The 23574-nt window shown below is 41.2% G+C and carries 30 protein-coding genes; 20 read left to right on the forward strand and 10 right to left on the reverse strand.

From position 1 onward, the window contains the following. Nucleotides 1-200: 200 nt before the first annotated feature. From C7B70_RS21040 to C7B70_RS21050, 3 genes are all read left to right on the forward strand, one after another. Nucleotides 201-1634: a hypothetical protein gene (locus C7B70_RS21040; protein WP_106370925.1), complete on the forward strand. Its 1434-nt coding sequence runs from the start codon at nt 201-203 to the stop codon at nt 1632-1634. 67 nt (nt 1635-1701) lie between these two features. Then, nucleotides 1702-2052, forward strand: coding sequence for a transposase (locus C7B70_RS21045; protein ID WP_106370926.1), 351 nt, complete (start codon nt 1702-1704; stop codon nt 2050-2052). Nucleotides 2053-2086: 34 nt separating this feature from the next. Continuing rightward, a complete protein-coding gene (locus C7B70_RS21050) occupies nt 2087-2524 on the forward strand; it encodes a transposase (protein ID WP_199192419.1) in 438 nt (145 codons plus the stop codon). 1036 nt (nt 2525-3560) lie between these two features. On the opposite strand, the gene C7B70_RS27195 is transcribed toward C7B70_RS21050, so the two are convergent. Further along, the gene (locus tag C7B70_RS27195; protein ID WP_199192420.1) at nt 3561-3776 is read right to left on the reverse strand and encodes a PPC domain-containing DNA-binding protein; all 216 of its coding nucleotides are present in this window, start codon (nt 3774-3776) and stop codon (nt 3561-3563) included. Between the two features lie 222 nt (nt 3777-3998). Between C7B70_RS27195 and C7B70_RS21065 the strand changes: the two genes are divergently transcribed. From C7B70_RS21065 to C7B70_RS21090, 6 genes are all read left to right on the forward strand, one after another. Beyond that, complete coding sequence (locus C7B70_RS21065; protein WP_106370928.1) at nt 3999-6443, forward strand: dynamin-like GTPase family protein; 2445 nt, start codon at nt 3999-4001, stop codon at nt 6441-6443. 141 nt (nt 6444-6584) lie between these two features. Further along, entirely contained in the window at nt 6585-6971 is a 387-nt protein-coding gene (locus C7B70_RS21070) for a KGK domain-containing protein (protein ID WP_106370929.1), read from the forward strand. Nucleotides 6972-7051: 80 nt separating this feature from the next. After that, nucleotides 7052-7426, forward strand: coding sequence for a KGK domain-containing protein (locus tag C7B70_RS21075; protein WP_106370930.1), 375 nt, complete (start codon nt 7052-7054; stop codon nt 7424-7426). Beyond that, complete coding sequence (locus C7B70_RS21080) at nt 7423-7668, forward strand: HNH endonuclease (protein ID WP_106370931.1); 246 nt, start codon at nt 7423-7425, stop codon at nt 7666-7668. The genes C7B70_RS21075 and C7B70_RS21080 overlap by 4 nt, the downstream gene beginning before the upstream one ends. 367 nt (nt 7669-8035) lie before the next feature. Next, on the forward strand, nt 8036-8407 hold the full coding sequence (locus C7B70_RS21085; RefSeq protein WP_106370932.1) for a CHAT domain-containing protein: 372 nt from the start codon (nt 8036-8038) through the stop codon (nt 8405-8407). A 114-nt stretch (nt 8408-8521) separates the two neighbouring features. Next, on the forward strand, nt 8522-8731 hold the full coding sequence (locus tag C7B70_RS21090) for a hypothetical protein (protein ID WP_199192421.1): 210 nt from the start codon (nt 8522-8524) through the stop codon (nt 8729-8731). Between the two features lie 22 nt (nt 8732-8753). Here C7B70_RS21090 and C7B70_RS21095 read toward each other — a convergent pair whose 3' ends face one another. Further along, nucleotides 8754-9725 carry a site-specific integrase gene (locus tag C7B70_RS21095; RefSeq protein WP_199192422.1) on the reverse strand — a complete coding sequence of 324 codons (972 nt, stop codon included), beginning with the start codon at nt 9723-9725 and terminating at the stop codon, nt 8754-8756. Nucleotides 9726-9843: 118 nt separating this feature from the next. Between C7B70_RS21095 and C7B70_RS21100 the strand changes: the two genes are divergently transcribed. Then, nucleotides 9844-10068: a hypothetical protein gene (locus C7B70_RS21100; protein WP_106370933.1), complete on the forward strand. Its 225-nt coding sequence runs from the start codon at nt 9844-9846 to the stop codon at nt 10066-10068. Here C7B70_RS21100 and C7B70_RS21105 read toward each other — a convergent pair. The 7 genes from C7B70_RS21105 to C7B70_RS21135 form a co-directional block, all read right to left on the reverse strand. Further along, nucleotides 10052-10972: a hypothetical protein gene (locus C7B70_RS21105; RefSeq protein WP_106370934.1), complete on the reverse strand. Its 921-nt coding sequence runs from the start codon at nt 10970-10972 to the stop codon at nt 10052-10054. The two genes, C7B70_RS21100 and C7B70_RS21105, sit on opposite strands and share 17 nt — an antisense overlap. Next, nucleotides 10956-12377, reverse strand: a complete 1422-nt coding sequence (locus C7B70_RS21110) for a hypothetical protein (protein ID WP_106370935.1) — start codon at nt 12375-12377, stop codon at nt 10956-10958. The genes C7B70_RS21105 and C7B70_RS21110 overlap by 17 nt, the downstream gene beginning before the upstream one ends. Before the next feature lie 75 nt (nt 12378-12452). Further along, nucleotides 12453-13670 (reverse strand): helix-turn-helix domain-containing protein, encoded by a 1218-nt coding sequence (locus C7B70_RS21115; protein ID WP_106370936.1) that lies wholly within the window; start codon nt 13668-13670, stop codon nt 12453-12455. A 405-nt stretch (nt 13671-14075) separates the two neighbouring features. Next, on the reverse strand, nt 14076-15293 hold the full coding sequence (locus tag C7B70_RS21120; RefSeq protein ID WP_106370937.1) for a DUF3102 domain-containing protein: 1218 nt from the start codon (nt 15291-15293) through the stop codon (nt 14076-14078). 28 nt (nt 15294-15321) lie between these two features. Further along, nucleotides 15322-15696 (reverse strand): hypothetical protein, encoded by a 375-nt coding sequence (locus C7B70_RS21125; protein ID WP_146134120.1) that lies wholly within the window; start codon nt 15694-15696, stop codon nt 15322-15324. Between the two features lie 500 nt (nt 15697-16196). Then, a complete protein-coding gene (locus tag C7B70_RS21130) occupies nt 16197-16910 on the reverse strand; it encodes a DUF3102 domain-containing protein (protein ID WP_106370939.1) in 714 nt (237 codons plus the stop codon). Between the two features lie 219 nt (nt 16911-17129). Next, nucleotides 17130-18023, reverse strand: coding sequence for a DNA-binding protein (locus C7B70_RS21135; protein ID WP_106370940.1), 894 nt, complete (start codon nt 18021-18023; stop codon nt 17130-17132). On the opposite strand from C7B70_RS21135, the gene C7B70_RS26520 reads away from it, so the two are divergent. After that, nucleotides 18017-18160, forward strand: coding sequence for a hypothetical protein (locus tag C7B70_RS26520; RefSeq protein WP_158260542.1), 144 nt, complete (start codon nt 18017-18019; stop codon nt 18158-18160). The genes C7B70_RS21135 and C7B70_RS26520 overlap by 7 nt on opposite strands. A gap of 3 nt (nt 18161-18163) precedes the next feature. Here C7B70_RS26520 and C7B70_RS21140 read toward each other — a convergent pair whose 3' ends face one another. Continuing rightward, nucleotides 18164-18487, reverse strand: a complete 324-nt coding sequence (locus C7B70_RS21140; RefSeq protein ID WP_106370941.1) for a helix-turn-helix transcriptional regulator — start codon at nt 18485-18487, stop codon at nt 18164-18166. Nucleotides 18488-18917: 430 nt separating this feature from the next. On the opposite strand from C7B70_RS21140, the gene C7B70_RS21145 reads away from it, so the two are divergent. The 9 genes from C7B70_RS21145 to C7B70_RS21185 all read left to right on the forward strand — a co-directional run bounded on the left by C7B70_RS21145 (nt 18918) and on the right by C7B70_RS21185 (nt 23336). Beyond that, complete coding sequence (locus tag C7B70_RS21145) at nt 18918-19502, forward strand: hypothetical protein (protein ID WP_106370942.1); 585 nt, start codon at nt 18918-18920, stop codon at nt 19500-19502. An 84-nt stretch (nt 19503-19586) separates the two neighbouring features. Beyond that, nucleotides 19587-20636 carry a DUF932 domain-containing protein gene (locus tag C7B70_RS21150; protein WP_106370943.1) on the forward strand — a complete coding sequence of 350 codons (1050 nt, stop codon included), beginning with the start codon at nt 19587-19589 and terminating at the stop codon, nt 20634-20636. A 45-nt stretch (nt 20637-20681) separates the two neighbouring features. Continuing rightward, nucleotides 20682-21134: a hypothetical protein gene (locus C7B70_RS21155; protein WP_106370944.1), complete on the forward strand. Its 453-nt coding sequence runs from the start codon at nt 20682-20684 to the stop codon at nt 21132-21134. 14 nt (nt 21135-21148) lie between these two features. Then, nucleotides 21149-21343, forward strand: coding sequence for a hypothetical protein (locus C7B70_RS21160; RefSeq protein ID WP_106370945.1), 195 nt, complete (start codon nt 21149-21151; stop codon nt 21341-21343). Nucleotides 21344-21371: 28 nt separating this feature from the next. Further along, entirely contained in the window at nt 21372-21668 is a 297-nt protein-coding gene (locus C7B70_RS21165) for a hypothetical protein (protein ID WP_106370946.1), read from the forward strand. A gap of 55 nt (nt 21669-21723) precedes the next feature. Beyond that, nucleotides 21724-21993, forward strand: coding sequence for a hypothetical protein (locus tag C7B70_RS21170; RefSeq protein WP_106370947.1), 270 nt, complete (start codon nt 21724-21726; stop codon nt 21991-21993). Beyond that, complete coding sequence (locus tag C7B70_RS21175) at nt 21993-22286, forward strand: hypothetical protein (RefSeq protein ID WP_146134121.1); 294 nt, start codon at nt 21993-21995, stop codon at nt 22284-22286. Before C7B70_RS21170 ends, C7B70_RS21175 begins: the two co-directional genes overlap by 1 nt. Before the next feature lie 126 nt (nt 22287-22412). Beyond that, the gene (locus C7B70_RS21180; protein ID WP_199192423.1) at nt 22413-23033 is read left to right on the forward strand and encodes a hypothetical protein; all 621 of its coding nucleotides are present in this window, start codon (nt 22413-22415) and stop codon (nt 23031-23033) included. A gap of 42 nt (nt 23034-23075) precedes the next feature. Then, nucleotides 23076-23336 (forward strand): hypothetical protein, encoded by a 261-nt coding sequence (locus C7B70_RS21185; protein WP_106370949.1) that lies wholly within the window; start codon nt 23076-23078, stop codon nt 23334-23336. Nucleotides 23337-23574: the final 238 nt, after the last annotated feature.

A 23574-nucleotide genomic window follows, 5' to 3' on the forward strand; every position in this document is an offset into this window, starting at 1 on the left:
CAGACGGAAAAAGGCAGCTTGGGATCAAACCTATCTTATCAAACTTTTGACTCAATAATTTTTATGCGGCTGCCCTGATGTCCCAAGTGTCTACAGTGAAATTACCCCAATTTTCAGTGAATTCACTGTTGATAATCAGGACTTAAATAACTAGGCTAAAAATAAGAAGATTTTAAACATATGAAGTAACTGAAAAATTAATGCACAAAGTTAAATTTCAAGAACAAATACAAATAGCAATTGCTATGTGGAGTCTCAGCACTTGTCACAGTCTTTGTAGGAAAGCAATTGATGCTGGTAAAACCATTGATGAGATTAATGTGTGGGTCAAAGAGATTTTTTACTTCATCGACGAGCGTGATTTTGAATGGGCTTATGCAAGCTTGAAAGGTCAACCAGAAGAAAAGCAACACCTAATTGTAGCGCGAAACTTTTTTCAATCCCTTAAAGAGATGGGTTTTAAATATGGCAAAGATTTTACTATGCAAACTGGTAATTATTTGATAATGAATGACAAACTACAAAACTCACTAAATCAATTTAATGCAATATCTAGTTACACACAGGGTAATGTAATAGGGGATAAAATTTTAGGGTTTTTACTACCACTTTCTTCCCCTGTAATTTCTTCTTGTGATGGAGCTGCTATTCTTAGTAACGTACAAACAATAAATTCAGCACTTAAAGTCGATCAGCAAATTCAATTTTCAAAAGAGTTAAATAAAAATTCTATCCAAACAAAAAATATATCTGATATCTCTGTAGAAACACTGTCTTTGACCAAAAGCCAGGAATCTTTAGCTTCTAACAAATCTAATCTTTACTCGCAAACTGTACCAAATACTAAATTAGAATCAGACTCAATTAAATCTAATAGTGAGTTACTAAATTCATTTTTTCTTCAATATATATTAGAAAATGGATCATATTTAAAATCAGTCTCACATAGTTGCTACGTGACCGATGGACCTGGTTACATAAGTTTATTATTTAATTCGATAACCTTGGAAACTCCCATAGTGAAAGAATCAACGTATGTATCTAAACCCTCATTATTGAAGATTTCTACATCAATATCTGTATCTGAACAGGAAGAAATAAGAAATATGAACGAAACGGTACAAAAATCCTTATCCGCATACAATCCAGAAAACGGTGATTTTATTGTTTTAGCTATTTTTGACACAGGGGACTGGTTTAGTATACCAGTTCCTGGAAATCTAACAAGAGCTTCCAAAGATTATACAAAACAACACCATTATGAATTTGCGGAAGTTGTTAAGATTCTCATGGAAGATGAAAGACATAACCAACAAAAAATTAAACGTATTAAAACAATTTTTAACAATCTTAATTCAACCAATTACGGTGAAGAATATCAAATTAAATTAGTTGAGAGTTTAAATACATCTTTTATAGAATATTTCTTAAATAATAATTATAGCGACTCATTAGCATGGGATTACATAGCCACAGGTTTGATTGTATTACAAAATATTCATATTGAAGAAAAACTAAAAATCTCATATTTAGAAGTGGCGCTAGCCTTATCCATTAAAAAAGAAAAATATGTACTTGCCTCATACATTACGAATAAAGGACCAAAGTTACTAAAAGAAATGGGTAACTCTTAAGAACCTATCCCAATAAGGTCAAAAATGTAATAATCTAAGTGTCAGATCGATTAAGTCCTGACAGAATATGGTGGGAAGGTTTGAGGGATTAAGCGATCTAGAATGGAAGCTGTTTGAGGATGTAATGACAGAGGTTGGAGAAAAGCGGGAACGGGGAATGCCCCATGCGCCTTTCCGTTATGTACTGAATACCTTGATGTATGTATTGATTACAGGATGTCATTGGTGTGATGTGCCGAAGGGAGAAATCTGGGCATCAAAAAGTTCAGCCCACAGGTGGCTCTTGCGTTGGCAAACTGATGGAACATTGGCACGATTACAAGCACGGATATTGGGAATCGCCGAAGAACGGGGATTAATTAATTGGAATTGTGGCGCGGTAGACGGATCTTTTTCCCCCTGGCAAGGGCGGTGGTGATAGTGTTGCCTATGGTTATAAAGGAAAAGGAATTTTGATTCATACCTTGACTGAAGGTAATGGTATGCCCCTAGCTAATCGTATAACTCCAGCAAATATTAGTGAGCGAGAGCAGGTTATGCCGCTATTGAGTAGCATCCGAGTCAAAACTAATTCTCCTGGTAGACCCCGCAAACGAGTCAAAGTGCTAGCGGCAGACGAAGGCTATGATTCCAAGGATTTGCGTGCGGCTTTACGTAAACGTGGTATTAGACCGCAGTTACCAAAACGAGTCAGGAAGACAAAAAGAAATTTGGGCAGACCCATAAAAATGTCAGTTCCTCGTTTTCAAATGGAACGTTGTTTCGCATGGTTTCAACGGAAGTACCGTAGGCTTGTTGTTCGATGGGAAAGAATTTCTGCCTGTTTCAATGCTTTCATTTCCCTTGCAACAATTCACATTTGGATTAATAGAATTTTATTACTGGGATAGGTTCATAGTTAGTCTTGCCTGTCTCCTTTCCAACCGCTTTATGCCTCAAGCTTTGGCAAAGTCTGCTTGTATGCTTGCCAAAAGTCAGTATATGCGACCGCACATTATCTGTAGATCCTAGGTAAGGAAAGCCACAAACGTTTCGCTGCTTTACGTGAACGACTACCGACATACAATCCGACAATTTCTTTTGTTTCTACATCCAATTGCTGACTAAATCTATTGCTTCAAGCTTTTCTTACTTACGAATGACTACATCTCATCACATTGAATTGTTAAGTGTCCTTTTTTTTTGAGCTAACTGCCACTTGTTGAGGTACAGTGCTGTATTTCCCTCAGCATAGCGGAGACATCCAGGTTTCAAAAATACCGCTAACTCTACAGATGGCGGCAATCGACAAGCGTTCTAGCAATAGCCTATCAATCAGCTCTTTACTCTCTTCTGTAACTGGACGATTGCGGGGGTTGAACACTAAGGGCGGTTGCGCGGAGCGCAGTGCCGGGGGCGATCACCTTGGAATAATATCTACAGTGACAACCTGGGTTATTTTTTCGTTCAAAACAGCCGCTCCCTAAAATACGTGTTTATTCTATTACAGACTTTGAGAAGGAGACTTCTCATAACCTATTTTATAACAAAATACTCTAGCGAAACTCTAACGATATAGCTTAGGGACACTAGAGCTTAATTGCGTTTTAGTTTGCTTGTATGACTTCCAGCAAAACTAAATTCAACTTGTAAGAATTTTTAGCAATACCTGAAAGTGGCGAAGCCCTGCGTGCGCGCTTGCGCTATCGCACAGAAGTAGTTAATGGAGAAATTGTGCCTAAAGTGTCACCAAAATATCAGCACTCGACTTTACAATTACGCCTATTATTGGCGTTAAATCAGTGGTGCGAATCTTCCGGATCTAGTCGAGTTCATCCAGAGTGGGCTGTAGTTTTACAACGCCAGAGACAAGACTGGGTTCCGTTCCTAACCTAACTTACGTTTCTTACAAGAAGCTACCTAATAGAGTGGGAAGAAGATGAACCGTTAGATAATACAGCCAGTTTCTAAATGTCCGCCGATAGTTTTACCTTGACAGTCGGCTATTGTTATATGTAGATGAACGCCTGTTATAGTCAATGTCCCGCTAAGAGCTAAAATTTCAAACTTTTCTTGTAAAACTGTTGTTTTATTTCTATCTGCAAAGCGAATGTTTGCCTGTTTTAAGCTGTCTATTGCTATTAAGATAATTTCTGATTTCACAGCTTTTTCTTAAATGAATGCTGCTAAAGTTTGGTGTAAATCTCGGTCAGGATTAAGTCCAAAGCAAAAGTTTTTATAGTAACAACAAGGGTATGTATACTGATAAAATTTAAACCCACTATAAATATATCCGTGTTTTCACTGTTTTCACTATAACTTGTACTAAATATGCTTCTTAGAATAGGCAGAAGTAACTATTTTTTAATTTTAGGATAAAGATTAATGATTGCACCATTAGCACAATGTCAAAATTTGCAAGCACAAGTAGAAACTATACTTCAGTTATGCCATCAAGAAGCAACTTTAAGATCGCAGGATTCAACCCCTGTGCAATCTAGTTTAAGAAAAGCCATTTCTCCTACCTTTGAAATTGTCTTTGCTGGTGCTTTTAGTGCGGGTAAATCGATGCTAATCAACGCCTTACTAGAAAGAGAACTATTGTACAGCGCAGAAGGACACGCTACAGGTACAGAATGCTACATTTTCTACGCGGAAGCAGAACAAGAAAAAGTTATTCTGACTTTCTTAAGTGAAGTAGAAATTAGAGAACAAGCAGTAGCATTGTGTCAGAAATTGGGATTAACTGCGCCAAGCAATATTAATGCCAACGAGATGGTAGGTTTGTTGCGCCAAGCTGGTGCAGCAATTATTCAAAAAGAGGGTGGTGAGAGTAAATCAGAACGCGCCAAACAAGCTAAAGCTTTGATACTTTTATTAGAAGGATTCGAGGCAAATTGCGATCGCATTCATTCGCTAAATAATGCAACTTATTCGATGGAACAGTTTAACTTTTCCAATCTTAAAGAAGCCGCAGGTTATGCACGTCGGGGTAGTAATAGCGCTGTTTTGAAGCGGATTGACTATTATTGCAACCATCCACTGTTAGCAGATGGCAACGTAATTATTGATACCCCAGGAATTGATGCACCCGTACAAAAAGATGCCGAACTTACCTATCGGAAAATAGAACATCCCGATACATCTGCTGTTGTCTGCGTACTCAAGCCTGCATCTGCGGGAGATATGACGAAGGAGGAGACAGAATTAATCGAAAAAATGCGTTCTAATCCAGGAATACGAGATCGCGTTTTTTATGTCTTTAACCGAATTGATGAAACTTGGTACAATACTCAGCTAAGACAGCGCCTAGACGACTTAATTATAGCTCAGTTTCGAGATACTAATAGAGTATACAAAACTAGCGGTTTACTAGGATTTTACGGCAGTCAGATCGAACATACAAGCGGAAGTGATCGCTTTGGGTTAGATTCAGTATTTACGGAAAGTGTAAAAAGCTTAAATGGTGTTGAGGAAACACCACAGTTTGTTAATGAATTAAATCGCTATTGTGCAAATTCTGGTAAATTACCTCCTGGTAAATTTCGGATTTCTGTTAATAGTTTTGAAACTCCCAATCAAAACTATGTACGCATACTAGCTGACCAAGGAATGCCTTTAATTACCCAATTGATTCAAGATAGTGGTATTGAGGAGTTTCGTTCAGCGATTACTCGCTATTTAACTGAAGAAAAGCGCCCGCAATTATTTGCAAACTTAGCTGACGATTTACAACCAGTATGTATCAGTTTGCGGAACAGCTATCTTACCAAGTACCAGGAGTTAGATAGTCAACCCCGCGAAATTGAATCAATGAAAGCACGGGAATTAGAACTACTAAGTCAGGAATTACAAAAACTTGGGAATGAGTTTTTACAGCATATTCAACTAGAAATTAATCAATTAGTAACCAATAAATGCGATGGTTTCGAGCGAAATTTCCTTTTACTTCAAACTCGAATGATTGGGAAGTTGGATGAACTATTAAATACTTTTTCTGTTGCGGATGCGTACAGCCGTGCTACTCTCAGCCATCGACGCAATGCTACTGCACCATTAATTGCTATTTTAGTAGAAGCGCTTTATTATTTATCTAATCAGTTGGAAGATGTTTTGGTAAAATCTTGTCAAGAAGTTATCAGTAGCTTTTTTCAACACTTAATTCAACGAGTTCAAAAAGCAGGGTATTACAGCGAATTATACAGATTATTAGGGAATGATGCTGGAATTGAACAACAAATAAAAGGACTAGAATCTTTAGTACAGCAAGCTTTGATGAGTGCAGCACAAGTAGAGTGCGATCGCTTTGTACGAGAAAGTCCAAGGTTTTACGATGAAGGTACATTTTCTATTTATCAATTTCGTCAAACTTTAGCGCAAACGTCGCAGGGTTACGATTGTGAAAGCATGGTACAAGCTGAACCCGCAATTAGGCAATTATTGAAGTTAGATTTTGAGCCAAAAGTATCCGAAACTATCCGCAAAAACTTCCGTCAAACTATTAATCAAATTCTCAAAAGTCAGTTGTTACCCCTTGCAGAAAAGCAAGGAAATGAGATTTTGCAGCAATATAATAATGCTCGGAACTTTCTAGAGCAAACCTTGGAAAAAGAAGCAGAGGATAAAATTGCTGGGAATATGCGATCACAAAAAGAAGTAGAAAGCAATATTGCTGCCTACAATCAGGCAGTTTTAGGTATTAATGATTGCTTGCAAGCAATGCAATTACAAAGTCATATATTGCCTATAATTGCTGATTCTGATTTTAAATCTGTTATTGTTGATGCAGAAATTGTGAGTCTTACTCATTTGAAAGTTTTGGCGATTTAATTAATAACTTATCTAAGCGGTTACACAAATATTTTAGTTTTATTATGAAAACCTTGGCGCTTGTAACCGCAAATAAAATTCGCCAAAAATGTGGATGTACGAAAGTTAACCAATTTGTCAATATAAAGTACTAAGGAAGATATGCAGAATAAATTTAAGCCATTGAACGATGAATATCAAGATACTGTTTTATCGTTTGAGATATCTATGCTTACAGTAAGTGACTTGCTAAAACAAGTCAAACAAGCCTTGGAAGCAAAAGGTTTAGACATACTAAGAAATACATTAAGCAGTCGAGGGGGTATTCCAGGAGGTCTTCAGGAATGGTACGTTCAAGGTGTAAATTGCGAAATTTTAAAACCTGGTAGTACAAGCTGGAAGAAAGGGAAAATTAAAATCAATATTAGCCTAGAATTTTGTCCCGATGAGCCTGAAATTGAAGAAGTAACACAAAGCAATAATGCAGAAATTAATCAAACAAATTCACCGCTTGATGATATTCGTCAAATGATGAACAAAGATAATTAGAAGCGGCGAGTAGAATTTGTATTTCCACATTCACAACCCACCTACGCAAGTTAATAGATTTTACATAATTGGAGATAGCAATGAATAATAATTTTGAGAACTTAAAAAGTGAAGATGTTGTATCGGTTTATGCTGGGCAAATTTTCGTTAGTAGTCGCACGTTTACAGTAGTTGAGTTTATTGCAGCAATGATGCAAGCCTCTAAAAAACAACTGGGAGATTTAACAGAAGGTAAGGAAAACTGGTTTGGAGAAGGACTAGAATGTAAAATCCTAAAGCCTGGTGCTAAAAGCTGGGAAAGAGGAAAAGTAAGAATTAGTCTAGAATTTGAGCCGGAAGAACTTGAGATTGCACAAACGGTTGATAGTAGTGAGTCAGAAAACGCCAAAGCAAACTCACCGCTTGATGATATTCGCCAAATGATGAGCAAAGACACTCAGCAAAATAATTCATGAGCAAAACCCCCCGCATTTATATTCCTCCAGAGGTGAGGAAATATGTTTTTGAGCGCGACTTATACCATTGCCAAAGTTGCGGCAAAACTCATGCTGAAGCTAACTTAAACGTAGATCATATTATTCCTTTAGCGCGTGGCGGCAAAAACGATATTAGCAATTTGCAAACTCTGTGTTGTGACTGCAATCAGCGCAAACGCGCTCACTTAGATCTGCGATTTAGACGATATTTTGATAGGTGAGTTATTATTAAGTCTTGCCTTTATTGAGCCTATGCCTGAAAAATTTAGTAACAAATCAAACAGTTAAGAAGGTGCGGCACTTTCAAACTGAAAGTTTTACTCCAATATATTATTACGCTTTGTATCAGCAGTAACTCTTCTGATTACAGCTTTTCCATTACTGTATGAATTTAAGTCAAGAGTTGGAATCGATATCGTAAGGCAATACCTCTCGGTTAATTCTGTCTCGTCCCCACTTTTGGGCAGGAGGTATGGCTGAAACTCTTGAGCTTCCGTGAGGAAAAATCATGCCGGATTTGTTAACCGAGAGGTATTGTATCGTAAGGGGAGTCCATGCTGCAACATTTCCAGAAAAACACTCTAGTCGATTTATGCCACTCACAGCTTTTTCTTGAAAGACTTGCTATTAGAGCAACTTAGTAATGAAGGGAAAGCAAAAGTGATCGCCCAAGCAACTAATCCTCTATTGCGTTCTGGTTTAGCACTTGCAGGCTTTAACTTGCGCTCTAGCGGAGGCGATGATGGAGTATTAACGGCTTTAGAAGTAGCAGGGCTAAATTTAGCTGGGACAAAGTTAGTTGTCCTTTCTGCTTGTGAAACGGGGATAGGAGATGTAGCTACTGGTGAAGGAGTTTATGATTCGCGTTGGTCATTAGCAATAGCCGGAGCGGAAAGTCAATTAATTACGCTATGGTTAGTAGATGATTTTGCCACCGAAAACTTAATTAGGCATCTTTAACGGCTGTTCCTGCGGGATCTTTAGCAGCAGCAATCTGCTGTGGAACTTATTACGCCACATCCTCTGCTATGCCTGCCTTTGCACAACTTAAATACCAAGGGATTGAGCGCAAACGTGAGGAGACTTTTTTTACTTGCTATTGAGCAAATCAAAGCTTTTTCTGGTATCAGCAGCGATGAAAATGCGATTGATTATCTTTTGGGTGCTTATTTATTGTTTCCTCGCTTGCCAGAAACTTCCGATAACTACTGGCTTGCTCCTTCTCACTGGCGTTTGAAAACTTTGCCGAAAACATCTAAGTTTGTCAGAACCACTTATTCTTAGAGGTTTCGCCTTAGAACTATAACTACTTTAACTTTAATCCCTGTATAGCTTGACGCTTAGTTTCTTCTCCTCGGCGGTCGTACTTAGCGGTAGTAGCTGGAGACGAATGACCAGCCAACTGCTGCACGGTGAATGTATCTGTATTAGCGTCGAACAAGTTTGAGCAAAAGGTACGTCGGAAGTCATGAGGCGAAAATTGCTCCACTCCCGCCTTGATTGCTCGTGCTTTGACAAGCTTGTAAATTCCATCCCCATTATCAGCAAAATGTCGCAGTTCGGCTTTACCTGCTTTGTTAAGTGGACAAATCAACGCTCCTGGTTTGCTACCTCTGATAGTCAGCCATTGTTCGACTATTTCCAAAGCTTCGCTTGTCAGGTAAACAATGCGCTGTTTTTCCCCTTTACCACGCTGGACAATTAGAGAACCACTGGTGCGGTCAAGGTCAGCTAATGCCAAACGTGCTAACTCTTGTCGTCGGATTCCACCAATTCGCAAAATCGCTATCACCGCCGCATCGCGTAAATCTATCGGCTGAGGGTTGATGTAGCAACTGGTAATTAGGGCGCTAATCTCTTCACTGCTCAAAGCTCGACCACGTAAACCGAGGGATGTTTTTAGGCTAGGTAGAGCAGTCGCTTTGTTGTAGTCGGTCATATCGATTAAATCCAATTGATAAGCTTCTAATAACACTCGGCGCAGAGCGACGAGCATTCTATTTACGGTAGTAGCAGCGAGTTTTTGCTTAAGAGCAGTGCGGACGGCAGCCGTATGACGGTAACGCAGCCTCGACCAGTCTAAAGTCATAGCATCGCATTCTCCGTCAGTCAATAATGAAGCGATCAAATTTAAGGCAGAACGCATAGCCCGCTCGGACCCTACAGTTAACGAGCCAAGATAAACAGCAGCAGGATGATTGCTCAAAGGAATAGGCTCAATTAGCTTCAGCGTAAGGATTTCACTAGCGGGTAGGAGGCGCATTACTCTTGAAAACATGGTTTCTCGAGACTTATTTTCGCATGAAATAACAGCATTTGGAATTGAAAATGTAGCTGTTCAAAGTGCCATGCTTGCTAGACCAGGCGAACGCAAAAATCAGTAGAAGTTAATCCCCTTGCCTTTTTCCTATTCAGTAGAAAAACGAGATCACGTCAAGTTGCCTTTAATGCCACAAACGCTGCACTGGCAATCGTCTTGCCCTGATTTTGTCAATTGGTTGCAACAAGGATTTTCTAATGCTGATTGGCTAGGGCAGTCATTAATGACGTGCAGCTTAGAGATTGCGTCAATTAATTCCCAACGCGATACAGGTGGTAAAGTTTTTAGTCTGTTAGTTTAAGATGCCCTGATTGCTCCAGAATGCTAGCCCTAGCTTTGCGCTCAACTACCGTAATTTTCCCCACAGTTTTGTTAGTGCCAGCGTTGGCTAATGCTGCCATTGGTTCAGTCGCATCCGTTTGTTGTAGTTCGCTCTTTACCTTACAATCTCCTACTTGCTCCTTAGTTCGTCCTTCCTCCTCTACCAAAGCCTGCACTGATGATTGTTCTGATGATGGCTTACTCTCTAGTAGCAACGTATCGGTCGCAGCCTTTGTACTTGTACTAGCGTTCTCTTGCGGTACAGGCATTAGCTTCGGCTTTCCTAACGAACCACGCACAAAACATCCCTTAGCCAAAACCAGTTTCGCTTTTCGCCTAAGCACTTCTAATTCCCAAATTTGCCCTACAGCTTCCGCAGGCAAACTACCCACAATTTGTAAGACAAAGGGTTGATATTTCAAACCATTCTTTTTACCCTTACCTCTACGTCGCTGTGCGTTCTGCCGGATAACGATAGTAATCCTTCGGTTTGCCACCGACTCGATTTGCCCTACTAGCTTAAACCCATCAACTTTTCTTTGATTTTCTCTCTTTCGCTTGGGAGCAGACGATCCTAATGATTCTAGGGTGTTAATATTCACCAGTTCAAATTTTAGTGGCTCCGTGCTTGGGTAAACTGTCCATAAAACATCCTCTGGGAGCAAATCTGGTTTTGTGCTGTAGTTAGGAAACTTTTTGTTCAGTTGATGATGCAAGCGCCCCTTTAATTGTGCAGGGACAGCAATACCGTCTTGAGTGACCAGCATTCCACAATCTGGATTGTCCGCGCTCGGCTGATAATTGCCAGTAACCCAGCCGATAGCCTGATAGATAATTGCTTTGTTACTCCTTTGAGCTTGGTTTGTCTCAATTTTCAATTCCATAACGTTGCTCCATAAAACTCAGTAATTCGGCTTCAAAGTCATCTAAATACGTCTGTCGCCCAATTGATTCCAAAATTGTATAAACGCAACGAGACAACAAGCCAGTTTCTCGCAAGCGCCTAATTCGTTTGAGCGTTTGGGGTAACTGACGGCGTACATCTGGTAAGTCAATTGGATCGAGGTTGTCTGGTTTCACAGTTAAGGTGTTGTCGTAAACGTCAACGGCTATTGTAAAGTCTCTTAACTCCCTTGCGATCGCCCAGCAGCCATTATATTTACGTTCAGCCCCTTCTAGTCTAGTTAGGATAAACGCATCGCCAACAGCGCAAAAGTCACTGGCTTTAACCAAAGGTTTTTCTTTGAGGCGTTGCACGATGCCTTGGACAATGCGACCCGTGGGAACTTTGCCACCAGCTTCTTCTACGGCTTGCTGCCATATTTGTCGCTGTTCGTTCGGTTCCAATTTAGTAAGGGGTCTAGTTTGGCGTTCATTACTCGGTAAAATTTGTAAACCATTGGTTGACATTTTTTTTAAGTTGTCAACCACACTAGCTCCAGTAATTAAATAAGTTGCATTGGCGCGCGTAAACCCGAATCTATCACGGCAGTAAGTTTCAAAAGTCGTGTGAGTTGAGCGATACAGCCGTTTGTCCCTAAGTTCTCGCAGTGATGTTCCCGCTTCAACGAAAGCTCGTTCTACCTTTAGTTCCAACCGATGCCGCTCTTTTTCCTCTTCTTCTGTTAATTCCTCAATTTGAGTAGCAATCGTATTAACCGTGATTGTGGTTTCCGACGTTTTACTGCCTAATTCTTCTGTTGGTTCCGTAACCATTTGGGGTTCTTGGCTGAAACTACTACTATGTATTAAATACTCATCGTCCTCGCTCCTAGTCTGTACAAGTTTTTGATCAGCTTGTTCAACTTTTTGCCACTTCTCTCGCTCAAAAATATTCTCATCGCTCGTTTCTACTGCTCCACGCGCTAGTAGCCGTTCTACAGTAAAGATTTTGCCAGATTCTTCATGACCCTCAACGATTTCTACGCGATCGCCCACCGCAATAATTTTTGCCATCGCCGCACCATCAATCTGTAGCATATTTGGCTGTTCTGGGATTTGTAATAAGCCATCCCAACTCACCCAAACTTCACCCATGCCCCCAGGAGTGATTTTCAATTGCTCGACAATTCCCAGTAGGGGTGAATTAAGGCGGTGGACGGGCATTCCAAGTTCAAAAATAGCCCAATCCTGTAAATTTTGGCGCTTACTTACTACCCTTGACAACTCTTGAGCAAGCTGTTTATGTTCCTTTACTTTGCTTCGTTGTCCACGCAGGTTGTCTAGACTGGTATGCAGTTGATTTTCTTGCCAAGTCAGCTTGGCTATGTTTTCAGTAACACTAATCATGATTGTTACGCCTGTCAAAATCTAGTTTTGCTAAAAATATTGGGTATTAATTACCCCTTATCCAACTCATTGTTTTTATGTGCTGCAAGGCTCATTACTTGAATCAGCCACCATTGCCTCAATTTCTACCCAGTCAAGGTGCTTCACTTCGCTCCACAGCTTTTGAATGTCATTGGCAAAATACACCATGATATCCCCTTCATGGGAACAGGAAAACTGCATTAATCGCCGCTTCAATGCCTCGCTTGCCCATTCTCCCCATCCGCCTCCTGGCTTAGTTGCAACGGGCTTGAGTCCTTTTTTAACTGCTGAGATAAATAAACCTAACCCCGGTTTCTTTTTCCAAGTAGCTAACGCCTGCTTGAAATACTGCATTGCTGGCTCAATACTGTCAGGGTTTTGGTTCAACGCATTAGTTAGATTTGAATTAAAACTCAAACTCTCAGCACTTTCGCCAGCAATCCGCGCCAATTCTGCTAGTAGCTGCGAGTAGTCCTCTAATTTCTTAGTTTTGACCGGACAGCTTGTAATTTCTGTCAAATCACTATCGAGCTTGGGTAGAGCTTTTTTACTTTGTTGCCTTGATAGTGATTTAGTTTTGTCCTGACTATCAGCTAAAAATGAGCGCTCCTTAATTTCCGACAAGACAGATTTAGTTTCTGTCACAAAAGAAGCAAATACTGGTTTTAGAGCGTCCGTGAGAGACTGAGCTAGTTGTTGGGATAACTCCACTATTTGTCTATTTAATTTAACTTCTTCCCCATCCCCTGTTTTTTCCCCTTGGGGGGTAAAGGGGGATTGGGGGAGTACCTTAAGGGAAATATCTTCAGAGGGAATACCTTCGCCTATCACTTCTGGTAGGGGTAGGGGTATCACATCTGATAGGGGGGTACTACTAAATGTGATAGGGCTATCATTTCTAGTACCCCTATCACATCTGATAGGGGTGGGTGATTTAGCCCGTAAGTTAATAAACCCACGAAGCTCCTGTAAACACTCCGCAGCTACCCACTTATGCTGAGGGGTCAGCCGATAAACAGTGCTATACCCTGGACGTTCAATACTCTTAACTAACTTAGCCAACTTGAGCAGGTGTAATGCTCTCCTCGCTCTACCCAAGCTCATACAGCAAGCACTCGCCATGTTGGTAAGGCTTTCCCACGCTTCACCGTTTCCAGCGCGGCGGGTTATCCGGGCGTAGATCCGAAATTCATAAGGATCTAGCCCGTAGTCATCTATTTCTCGTCTGACGAACAGGCTTAACTCGCTTTTTTCTTTGACGGCAGCAGTCATACGGCTACCTCCTTTTCTTTGAGAGTAGCCGTAGGGGCTGTAATTCCTAATCTGCCGTTACTTGATACCTTTGAACCAAAAGAATTTGAAATTATTTTAGAAAATAACTTGCCAAAAGGCACACTAAAGCTGCACAATACTATTAATAGCATCGCTTCTTAAACTCCAATTTACAGGGCTGGGTTTAGAGCCTTCGGTGGCGGAAGATATAATCTGTTGTAGCGACAGACTTTCCCTACCAACGAAGCTTATTCAATTGTGAATATTATACGGGATTTAGTACCCAAAGCTGAACCCAGTACAAGAATTTTATATATTTGCAGAAGTACAGATAATTGTTCATTTGTCAAGCACCAAAGGTTTGATTTTTAAGAAAGTGAAAGTACGGATTTGATTCATCTTTTTCTAGCTAATTCGCTCTACTTTTAGTCCTGCTAGTTTCCAATCAGAGACAATAGCGTTAACTCGCTTAGAGTCGGGTTCCGCTATCAAAGCGCGGCGGTCTTGGCGATTAAGAATTGAAAGAATTTCAATAGATGGCATGAAACAACTAACTATTGTTTCGCCAACACTAGAGTATAGGATAAGGATTGATTCTAGTGTATCTTCAAATAATCTCACATCTTTGCCTTGAGGTAAATAGTTATCAGTAACAATGCGAGTTTTGGCTTCTATAAGTGGCTGCCAGTTAGCGGCTGGAGGAAAGGCAAACAATAAACTCAGATTACTAGGGACTCGCGCTAGAAACTTAAGTGAATTAGGGTCGCCAGAGTACAACAAATGCTTTGCTCCTAGCTGCCACCATACACCACGCTCATCATCTATAGATGCTGAAGTAGAGCTTTGTGGCAATAATATGACCTTTTCCGGTGCTGAAGCCATACTTTGACTGGGGACAGAAGGTAATTCGACAGGCGTAGTATTACGAATAGCAACAATCTCTTGCTTAATACGCGATGATGTGCTAGATGGTGCTAGAGGTAATAACTGCGGAACTGGTTGTACTTCTTGTTTTAGTGCGGACTCTAACTTGGCAGCAGAAGGAAGAGTATATTTTTGTTTTATGCTCTTAGCAGTTTTGTAAGTAATGGATTCCCCTGCTTTAGCACGAGCAAGGGCTTCATCCCTTGCCGCGTCCGGTGTTGAAGGCGCAGCCAGCATATAAAGGGCAGAAGCAGCCATGTCAAATTCTGAAACATTCGTAAATTTGCCAAATTTCTTCGCAACATTAATAAAGTGATTAGCTGTATCTTGACTCCACTCAAACTCAGTCTCTAGCCAAGAGCCAAAACGCCCATGCCCTAAGCGTTCTTTGACAATAATTAAGCGCTGCCCAATCTCAAAGATGCTTTCGACCGTGCGCTTCATCAATCCCCTTATTTCCCCAGTCTGCTGCTGTACAAATTGGGAGGTGGAGACATCAAGCGCAGTGTAATCAAACTTTTTCCAGGCTTTGGGACTAGCAGTCATGAAAATGACACAGATAACAACAGCATTTTCAATTTTAATGACTTTGCTCTCGCTCTGGTTGAAAAAGCTACCTAATTTATCTCTCACCCAAATTGCCCAAATTGAAACATTTTCCTTTGGGAAGTGATGACTAAATTGCTCAAGTTGAGACATTTACCTAATTTACCTCTCCGTTAAATTGTTAAAGTTGAAACATTTGATTTTCTATCCTTGCTGCCAAATAACCCAAATTGGGACATTTGCTGTTGGGTAGTTCACTTAAATAACCCAAATTGGGACATTTGCTGTTGGGTAGTTCACTCAAATAACCCAAATTGGGACATTTGCTGTTGGGTAGTTCACTCAAATAACCCAAATTGGGACATTTGCTGTTGGGTAGTTCACTCAAATAACCCAAATTGGGACATTTGCTGTTGGGTAGTTCACTCAAATAACCCAAATTGGGACATTTGCTGTTGGGTAGTTCACTCAAATAACCCAAATTGGGACATTTGCTGTTGGGTAGTTCACTCAAATAACCCAAATTGGGACATTTGCTATTGGGTAGTTTACTCAAATAACCCAAATTGAGACATTTGCTATTGGGTAGTTTACTCAAATAACCCAAATTGGGACATTTACCGTTGGATGGTGAGAACCAAATTGCCCAAATTGAAACATTTGCCTTTGGGAAGTGATGACTAAATTGCTCAAGTTGAGACGTTTACCTAATTTACCTCTCCGTTAAATTGTTAAAGTTAAAACATTTAATTTTCTATCCTTGCTGCCAAATAACCCAAATTGGGACATTTGCTGTTGGGTAGTTTACTCAAATAACCCAAATTGAGACATTTGCTGTTGGATAGTGAGAACCAAATAACCCAAATTGGGACATTTGCCGTTGGATAGTGAGAACCAAATAACCCAAATTGGGACATTTGCTATTGGGTAGTTTACTAAATAACCCAAATTGGGACATTTGCTGTTGGGTAGTTTACTCAAATAACCCAAATTGGGACATTTGATTTTACGTTTTGTTGACCAAATCGCTAAAGTTTAGACATTTGTATGCGCCGTTTATTGCTCCAAAAGTTTTTGTTGAGTCTCGATAACTAAACGCTTTAGCAGGTTCAGGCTTAGACGTTTAGACAATGCTGCCCACAGAGCAGCGATTTGACTTTCGTTCAGGAGGTTAAGTTGGGCGCTTAACTCTTGATATCTATGATCATCGCTTGGGAGAGCAGCTATTTCTCCCACAGATTCTTGATTAAGATTGACCCTTGACGTTGAGCTATTTTCAGCCTCAATGTCAAGGGTTAGATTATTAATAGATTGTTCATGATGAAGAACGATCTCCTTTGCTAAGGCGCGAGTAATTACTTCTCCTGCCTCAGCACGTTGCACCGCTTCATTGCGGGCTGCTTGCGAAGTACAATTCGCTGCCAGCAGATACATTGCTGAAGTCGCAATATTCAAATGTGTAAAGTTTACTGTCTTGAATTTTCTATGCACTTGCATAAATTTTCTGGCGGCTGACTCGCTCCAATCGAATTCTGTGCGTAACCAAACCAAGAACTGCCCATGTCCTAGCTCTTGCTTAACTTCACTTAACTTCCCGCCAATATCAACGATATCTTGGGCAGTACGACGAAGCAAACCTTTAATCTCGATAGTGTGTTGTTGAACGACTTTGCGAGTCGCCAAGTTAAGAATACCATAACTGAACTCTGTTGATTCCGTAGCAGTAGATAATTCTTCAGAAAAGTTATTCCGTCTTTGATATGAATTCATAGTTTTTGGCTCTCTAGAGAATTGTAAGAAACGCGGAAACCTTACTTGGTAATGCTTTCAGCAACTGAAACTTTAGATTAACCCAGGCTCAAAAAAGTAATATTACTTTCTTAAAGATTTGTAAGTTTGTTCGTGACCTATCCAATGGGCTTGTCTCTTGATTTCCTTAATTAATCTGTCTAAAGCAGAGGCTACTTGGAAAAAAAATAAGTACGTTGTCTATCTTCTACCCCCTTCCCCAAGCAAAAGCTGACGATTGCCCACCTGGTAAGCAAACAAGCGCTGAACTTGTGGTAAAAGCTGTCGAGGTAACTTTAGAGTAGGGTGAGCCGTTAGCTCTTTTGACCAAGCGCCAGAATCCTTACCCAGTTGCACCGAGTTAAGCCACTGCCAGGTCTGCTCGTTGTTCTTGAAGCCCAGGCGCTTTGTTAGGTAGCCTATGGTTAAACCGTCGCTTTGGGCAACAACTCGTCCTTTAGGATCGACAGCAATAGTCTTCTCGATTACCTCGGTATGAGTTATGACTGCATCCGGTTTACCCAAGATTAGCGCCACCATACCCGTACCATGAAGGTTAGCGATCGCATTCGTTGCTTGCATCAGGCGCTCTTGAGATTGGGCGGCGGTTGTTTGGGCTTGAGCAACTCGTAGTTCTAGTTCCAGTTCTCGAATTCTTGCCGATTGAGCAGGAATAGTTGTCTCAATTGCATTAACCGCGCTGGTTCTTACTGCTTTAGCGATCGCAGAATCTCGCAGCAACATCCCTAAACGTAGCACTGCTCGTGGTGTCCAAATAGTTAAATTCACTGCTGTAGAGGTGAGTGACAAAACGTCACGCACCTCCTTTAAATCCTTTCCTCGTAAGCTTTTTAACCCATCTAACTCAAACTCATCCTGGTGACGTTTGAGAACTTGGCGAATACTGTTAGGTTCAATTTCGTAGAAGGCTGCTAATTGCTCAGTTGTAGTAATACCTTCATTTTTCCAAACAGCAAAGAATAGAGCTTTTACTTTATTTAAAATGCTTTGAGCATCTCTATGGGAAACACTCTCAAGCTGATTATCACGAGCCGATTTTGACTCAACCAGTACAGAATCAGATACGATTGTCATGCCATGACCTCAATAGTTTAACTGGGGTAGGTTGTGGTACAAGTGGCGATCGCGTCTCTCCCCAGAGTTTGTGCGATCGTTACTTGTTCAAATTGGAAATTAAAGATAAGAAGCTATTTGGAAAAAGAAGACAGTAAAAGTTATGCAACGTTCTTGCTTTCTTTTTTTGACTCCTGTCGCTTATCTGCCCACCATTGCTTCATCCGTTCTGATTTTTCCTGTCTTCGCTTTTCTCGAATAACACGATCCTCCTCTTGAGTTCCATCACTAAACCGTTTAATTAAATCCCCAGGTTCACAATCAAGCACCTCACAAAGTTGATCTAAAAGCTCAAATTTGAGAGTAGCTGCCTTATTTTCCAGATATTGAATGCCACCCAAAGACATTGTCATAGCTTGGGCTAGTTCCTCCTGAGTCATACCACGCTGGGTTCTAACTTCAGCAAGTATTAATTTCACTGCCATGTCCTAAACTCTTCCACTACTCTATCCTATGTTTCTTAAGTAAGCAATCCTTAGTAAAGAAATTCTTTCTACAGAACCTCTTGACAAAGACAATAGTTATTGGTATTATTAAAACATGGGTAAAGGGAAACAAGACAGCCCGCACCCGAAACGCAATCCAGAGTCTGACCGCAATTACTACAACAAAGCAGCAGAAAGCGGAACTGCCTAAACACCGCCCGGAACCTGATAACAGCGAAGCCAAAAGCAGTAGCAACGGTCAGAGGAGGAAACGCCCACGACAAGGCAACTCATGCCCTGCGGACTCCCAAATATAAAAACTTTGTTGATTGAATAATTAACCCAAGTACACAACAAAGCCTACAAGCGTTCAATTTTGACCGAGAGATCGCTTGCAGGCTTTGGTTCCTACTCAACATAGGTAACTCAAATGATAACCCAAGAAAAACGCACAATTCAAGCCTGCGCTGAATCTACCCCGAAATTCTGGGATAGAGCAACGACAAAAGCCAATATCGGTGATACTATCCACGCTCCCTTTACTCCTGTCATGCAGGTGATCAATAAAGATGTGTATACCGATGGTCGAGTGTGGCTAAAGGTCAAACCTACAAACGCTTCTTGCTATACCGAGGAGTGGGTACTAGACCGAGAAGAAGACGACGCGCTACCACCGCCCCCAAATGAGTTTGAGCAGGGATTTAATCACGGGCGATTAGATGCAACCGACAAATCGATCCCACTTTACACCGAAGCAACGTGTGATTACTCCAAGGGCTATGTCGAAGGCTACAACGCATTAGCCAAGCCTCCTGTCCCAACTCCTCCTAAACCCCGCACCTGGTCAGTGACTTACAACAGCAATTGGCAATGGTATGTAGTTTGGGTAGGCGATCGCGCTATTGGTCGAGCCTCTGACCATGAAGAAGCTGAAAGAATAGGTCAAAAGTATATTGCTGGTGAGAAGTTTTGGCAGGAGCATCGGGAACGGGTTTTAGCCTCCTACGCTGATTAATTACCAGTATTCATCAATCGCATCAGGCGCTCATAACTCTACAGAGAGCGCCTTTGTACACACTTATCAAAGGATTGACAAATCATGAAAAGCGGCAAAACACTCAGCGAACTAGCTCTAGAGTTGGAAAGACAATCAGAGACAAAAAAGGATTTTATCGCCAGCACCGAAGTCCTGGAAATGACAGACACAGGGGCAATGGTTTTAGAAGGCGATACCCACCAAGAGTTTGAGATCGCTGATGTTGCCCATACGCAAATCGCAGCAAGATTAGACATACCCGCCAAGTATTACCAAAGGATGCGCGATCAAGCCCCGGAACTACTGGCGGTGAACGTTAACGGCTGGTTTCAACAGAAGCCAGAACGGCGGATGGTGCGGACTCTGGATGGGCAAATGAGAGCGTTCTTAAGTGAAAGATACAGAAGGCTGGACAACTACGAATTAGCTTCGGCAGTGCTACCAGTTTTAAAAGAGATGGGAGAAGGGTTGAAAATTGTTAGCACCGAGCTAACACAGTCAAAAATGTATATCAAGGTGATTAACGAGCGGCTAGAGTTGGAGGTGAAGCAAGGCGACGTGGTACAAGCAGGAATGGTTATCTCAAATTCCGAGGTAGGCATGGGTTCTCTGAAAGTAGAACCGTTAATCTATAGACTGATTTGCACGAATGGGATGATCGCTCAAGACCACAGCCAGAAGCGTTATCACGTAGGGCGCAATGCCGAAGAAGGAGAATCCTACGAGTTATTCAGGGACGAAACAATCAAAGCCGACGACCGCGCTTTTTTCCTGAAGGTGCAGGATACGGTAAGGGCAGCAGTAGATATTACCAAGTTTTCTACGATTGTCGAACGGATGCGGGAAGCAACAGAGCAAAAGATTGAGGGCAACCCCGTCAAGTCTGTAGAGTTGCTAACGAAAAGCTTTGGCTACAACGGGGAGGAGAGTTCAGGAATACTGCAACACCTAATCCAAGGAGGCGATTTGAGTGCTTATGGGATGTTAAATGCAATTACTCGCACGAGTCAGGACTTAGAGGACTACGAACGAGCAACGGCTTTAGAGCGCGATGGTAGCCGGGTGTTGTCATTACCTGCATCTAGTTGGAAAGAGATTGCTATGGCGAAGTAACTATTAGATAACTAGCTGACTCTTTAAATTATTGAGGAAAAACAAATGACAACTTGGCAAACTTTAGCAGAACAAGCAAACGATAAATGGTACAACGGGAGTCTTAAGAACAAGCGTTACACTAAGTTTATTAAGGCGCTTCCTAAAATAGAAAAGGAAGCAGTATTGCTAAAAGACTTGCTTTGTTTATTAACAAGTGGCGGTTTTTGGCAATGGATAGTTAACGGCTATTGCGTATCAATAGCCGAAGTAATCGAGGTACTAAAACAAATTAGAAAGCCAGCATCTATCAAGTTACTGCTTATGCTGGTTCAAATCGAGCCTTACTTGCAAAAGAACAGAGAGAAAGGGGATGGCTTTGAAAAACTTGTTGTTGCCGCTATAGTCGACGAAAATAATCCTTTTTGGGACAGGTTAGACCGATTCAGCTACCAATTTCATGAGTTTAGAGAGGTCTGGGAACAGGAAGTAGAAGCATATCTAGCTACTCAAATCTAAAGCTATCGATAGAGATGTTGCCTAGAATTAAGTTTCTGGGCAACATCTCTATCGATTTATACTGTTTGTTCGGTATTCCCTATTCTGGTACAAAGCCAGAGAAAACAAGCCGACTCCTGGTGCAAACAGAAATTCAGCGACCAAGTACGCGGGTATGGGCTGAAGCAGGGCGACTAGCCGACGGTAGAGCAGATACAAGCTTTTGCTAATACTTACAAAGGCAAAGAACTAAAGGAAATGTGCCGTACAGTTGGATGCTATGCTCCTTCGACAAAGTACGCGATGGCGGCAAGTCTCATCAATTGGCGGTCTGGTTGCTTGCGCCGGGGACAAGACTGTTACCGCCGCGCCAAAGAAGCGACTAGAAATGACCCAGTGCGGCAGTTGGCACAAGAAGTTTTAATAATTATCGGAGACTCCCAAATGGAAAGCAGTATGTTTTCAGCCTTGTTAATGAGTGCGATTGCCTTTTTAATTCCAGTGGCGCAGATTGTCCTATTCAAAGCACTTCTACGTTCTGGGATTAAAAATTAATTATCCGCAGTTAATTCGAGCAAACTACTTACTAAGAAAAAGAAGGCAACCAATTATGGACTTTGAACGTAGAACCCTTAAGAAACAACACCCTCATAAGATTACTTTGGAATTTGACGTTATTAGCAATGAAGTTGATCTAGTTAAGTGTCAACAGATAGCTAACAATTTAGCTGCTTCAATTCCCGTACAGTTACTAGCAGATCGCCACATCGAAGTTACCTGTAGCTTGGCTTCGGTACAACCATCGCCACGGAGGACTTATGACCAGGTGCAACTTCCTCCACGAGAGATGACCGTAAGCGTCATAGGGAATAGAAAATAATGTACGAACACATCAAATGTATGGCAGCAAGTTTAGTAGAAGCAGGACTAGCTACAGACTTCCAGCAGGTAGAACTTGTATTAGCAGCATACTGGGCGGATAAGGTAGCAGTTGTTTGGACAACTGAGGATGTTCATAGTGTTCAAGACGATTTTGACGACGAGGAACAGACATCTTCTTTAACCGAAGAACAAGCACAAATCATACTGCAAAAGGCATTTGACAAGCACGATGCTAGCGAAGGAATTACTTGGGAAGATTTGCGTTACTGGAGTGAGGAATTATGCAGTTAAGGGTAATTCCTGATAGCAATAACAACTATAAGTCTATGCCTGGGCTGTTCCGGTGGATGCGGTGAAAGCCAGACTTCACAATCAAAGTAAACTAGATAGTACACCAGTACCACAAAGAGGTATCCAATGGATTCGAGCGAAGGACGCAACGTAGACCTACACACCCTCCTAAATTTCAACGAAGTAGGCAACACATATTTGAAAGAGATTCTTGAAGAATTACGCTCGTCAAAACAACAAATAGGGTTTGGGCATCCCCCTAAACCGCGATACATATATACCAACCGTCAATACCCAGAATGCTTATGGTACTTCTGGGACGGAGAAAACAAAAGACACGAGCCAATCCTATTCAATGCTTTAACAGGCATTATCGAAAAACTAGAGACAGAAGAGAAGGAATATAAAGGTAAGCGTAGTTTGAAAATCAACCTGCATATCAGGGCAGAGCGTAATTACGCAATTCAAACAGGAATTGAAACTATGTTCGCCAAAGGGTTACTTTATACCCTGTCTGAACTACCAGTTGAGAAATTTAAGAGTGCGATTACAATCGCAGTAGAACCGGGAAATGATGCTCAAGTATCATTTTGCCGAATTTATAACCCTGTGAGTGGACAAGCTGTATACGCGCCCTATACCGAGCCTGTTAATTGGCAAGATGTAATAAGACGAGCAATTTCTAAAATCGATACAGCACACGGGCGATTCGAGCAAAGAACCCAGATACCCCAGACCACGCACTAGCATTACATACAAAATTCATTTACTAAGGCGCTAGAAAATAATATGTGCGAACACTACATCAAAGAAACAGTAAGAGGCCCCGTGTCAGCAGGATTAACCAAACCTACATTCCCAGCACCCACAGTAACGATACCCGTTGAGCTTTTGCAAAAGTTAATTGATTGTTGTGGTTTTGTTGATGCTTTTTTCCAAGGAATCGATCTGGAAAATGACCCTGATCCTGATGCTTGCATTTACTTACAAAAGGAAGCTACAAAAACAGGAGCTAAAGCGCAAGTATATCTCTCCCAGGCAATCAATTGATTATTAATAGGCGGGGTTTTCCTGCCTTACTTTTTGATTAATGCACCCGTTCTATTAATTCCAATTCCTCTAATAGTTTGCCTGCCATCATCTCAAAAAGATTTCAATAGGTGAAGGCAGTCTAGGGGCTTGATGGATTTTCTAGCCCCTAGACTGCAAACAAGATGCAAGTACAGAGAGAGTTGGCTATAGCGGCATTATTAACAGCAGAAACAGCTTTGGACAAACAGGAGCAACT

The sequence above is a fragment of the Chlorogloea sp. CCALA 695 genome (genome assembly GCF_003003885.1).
Taxonomy (GTDB): Bacteria; Cyanobacteriota; Cyanobacteriia; order Cyanobacteriales; family Chroococcidiopsidaceae; genus Aliterella.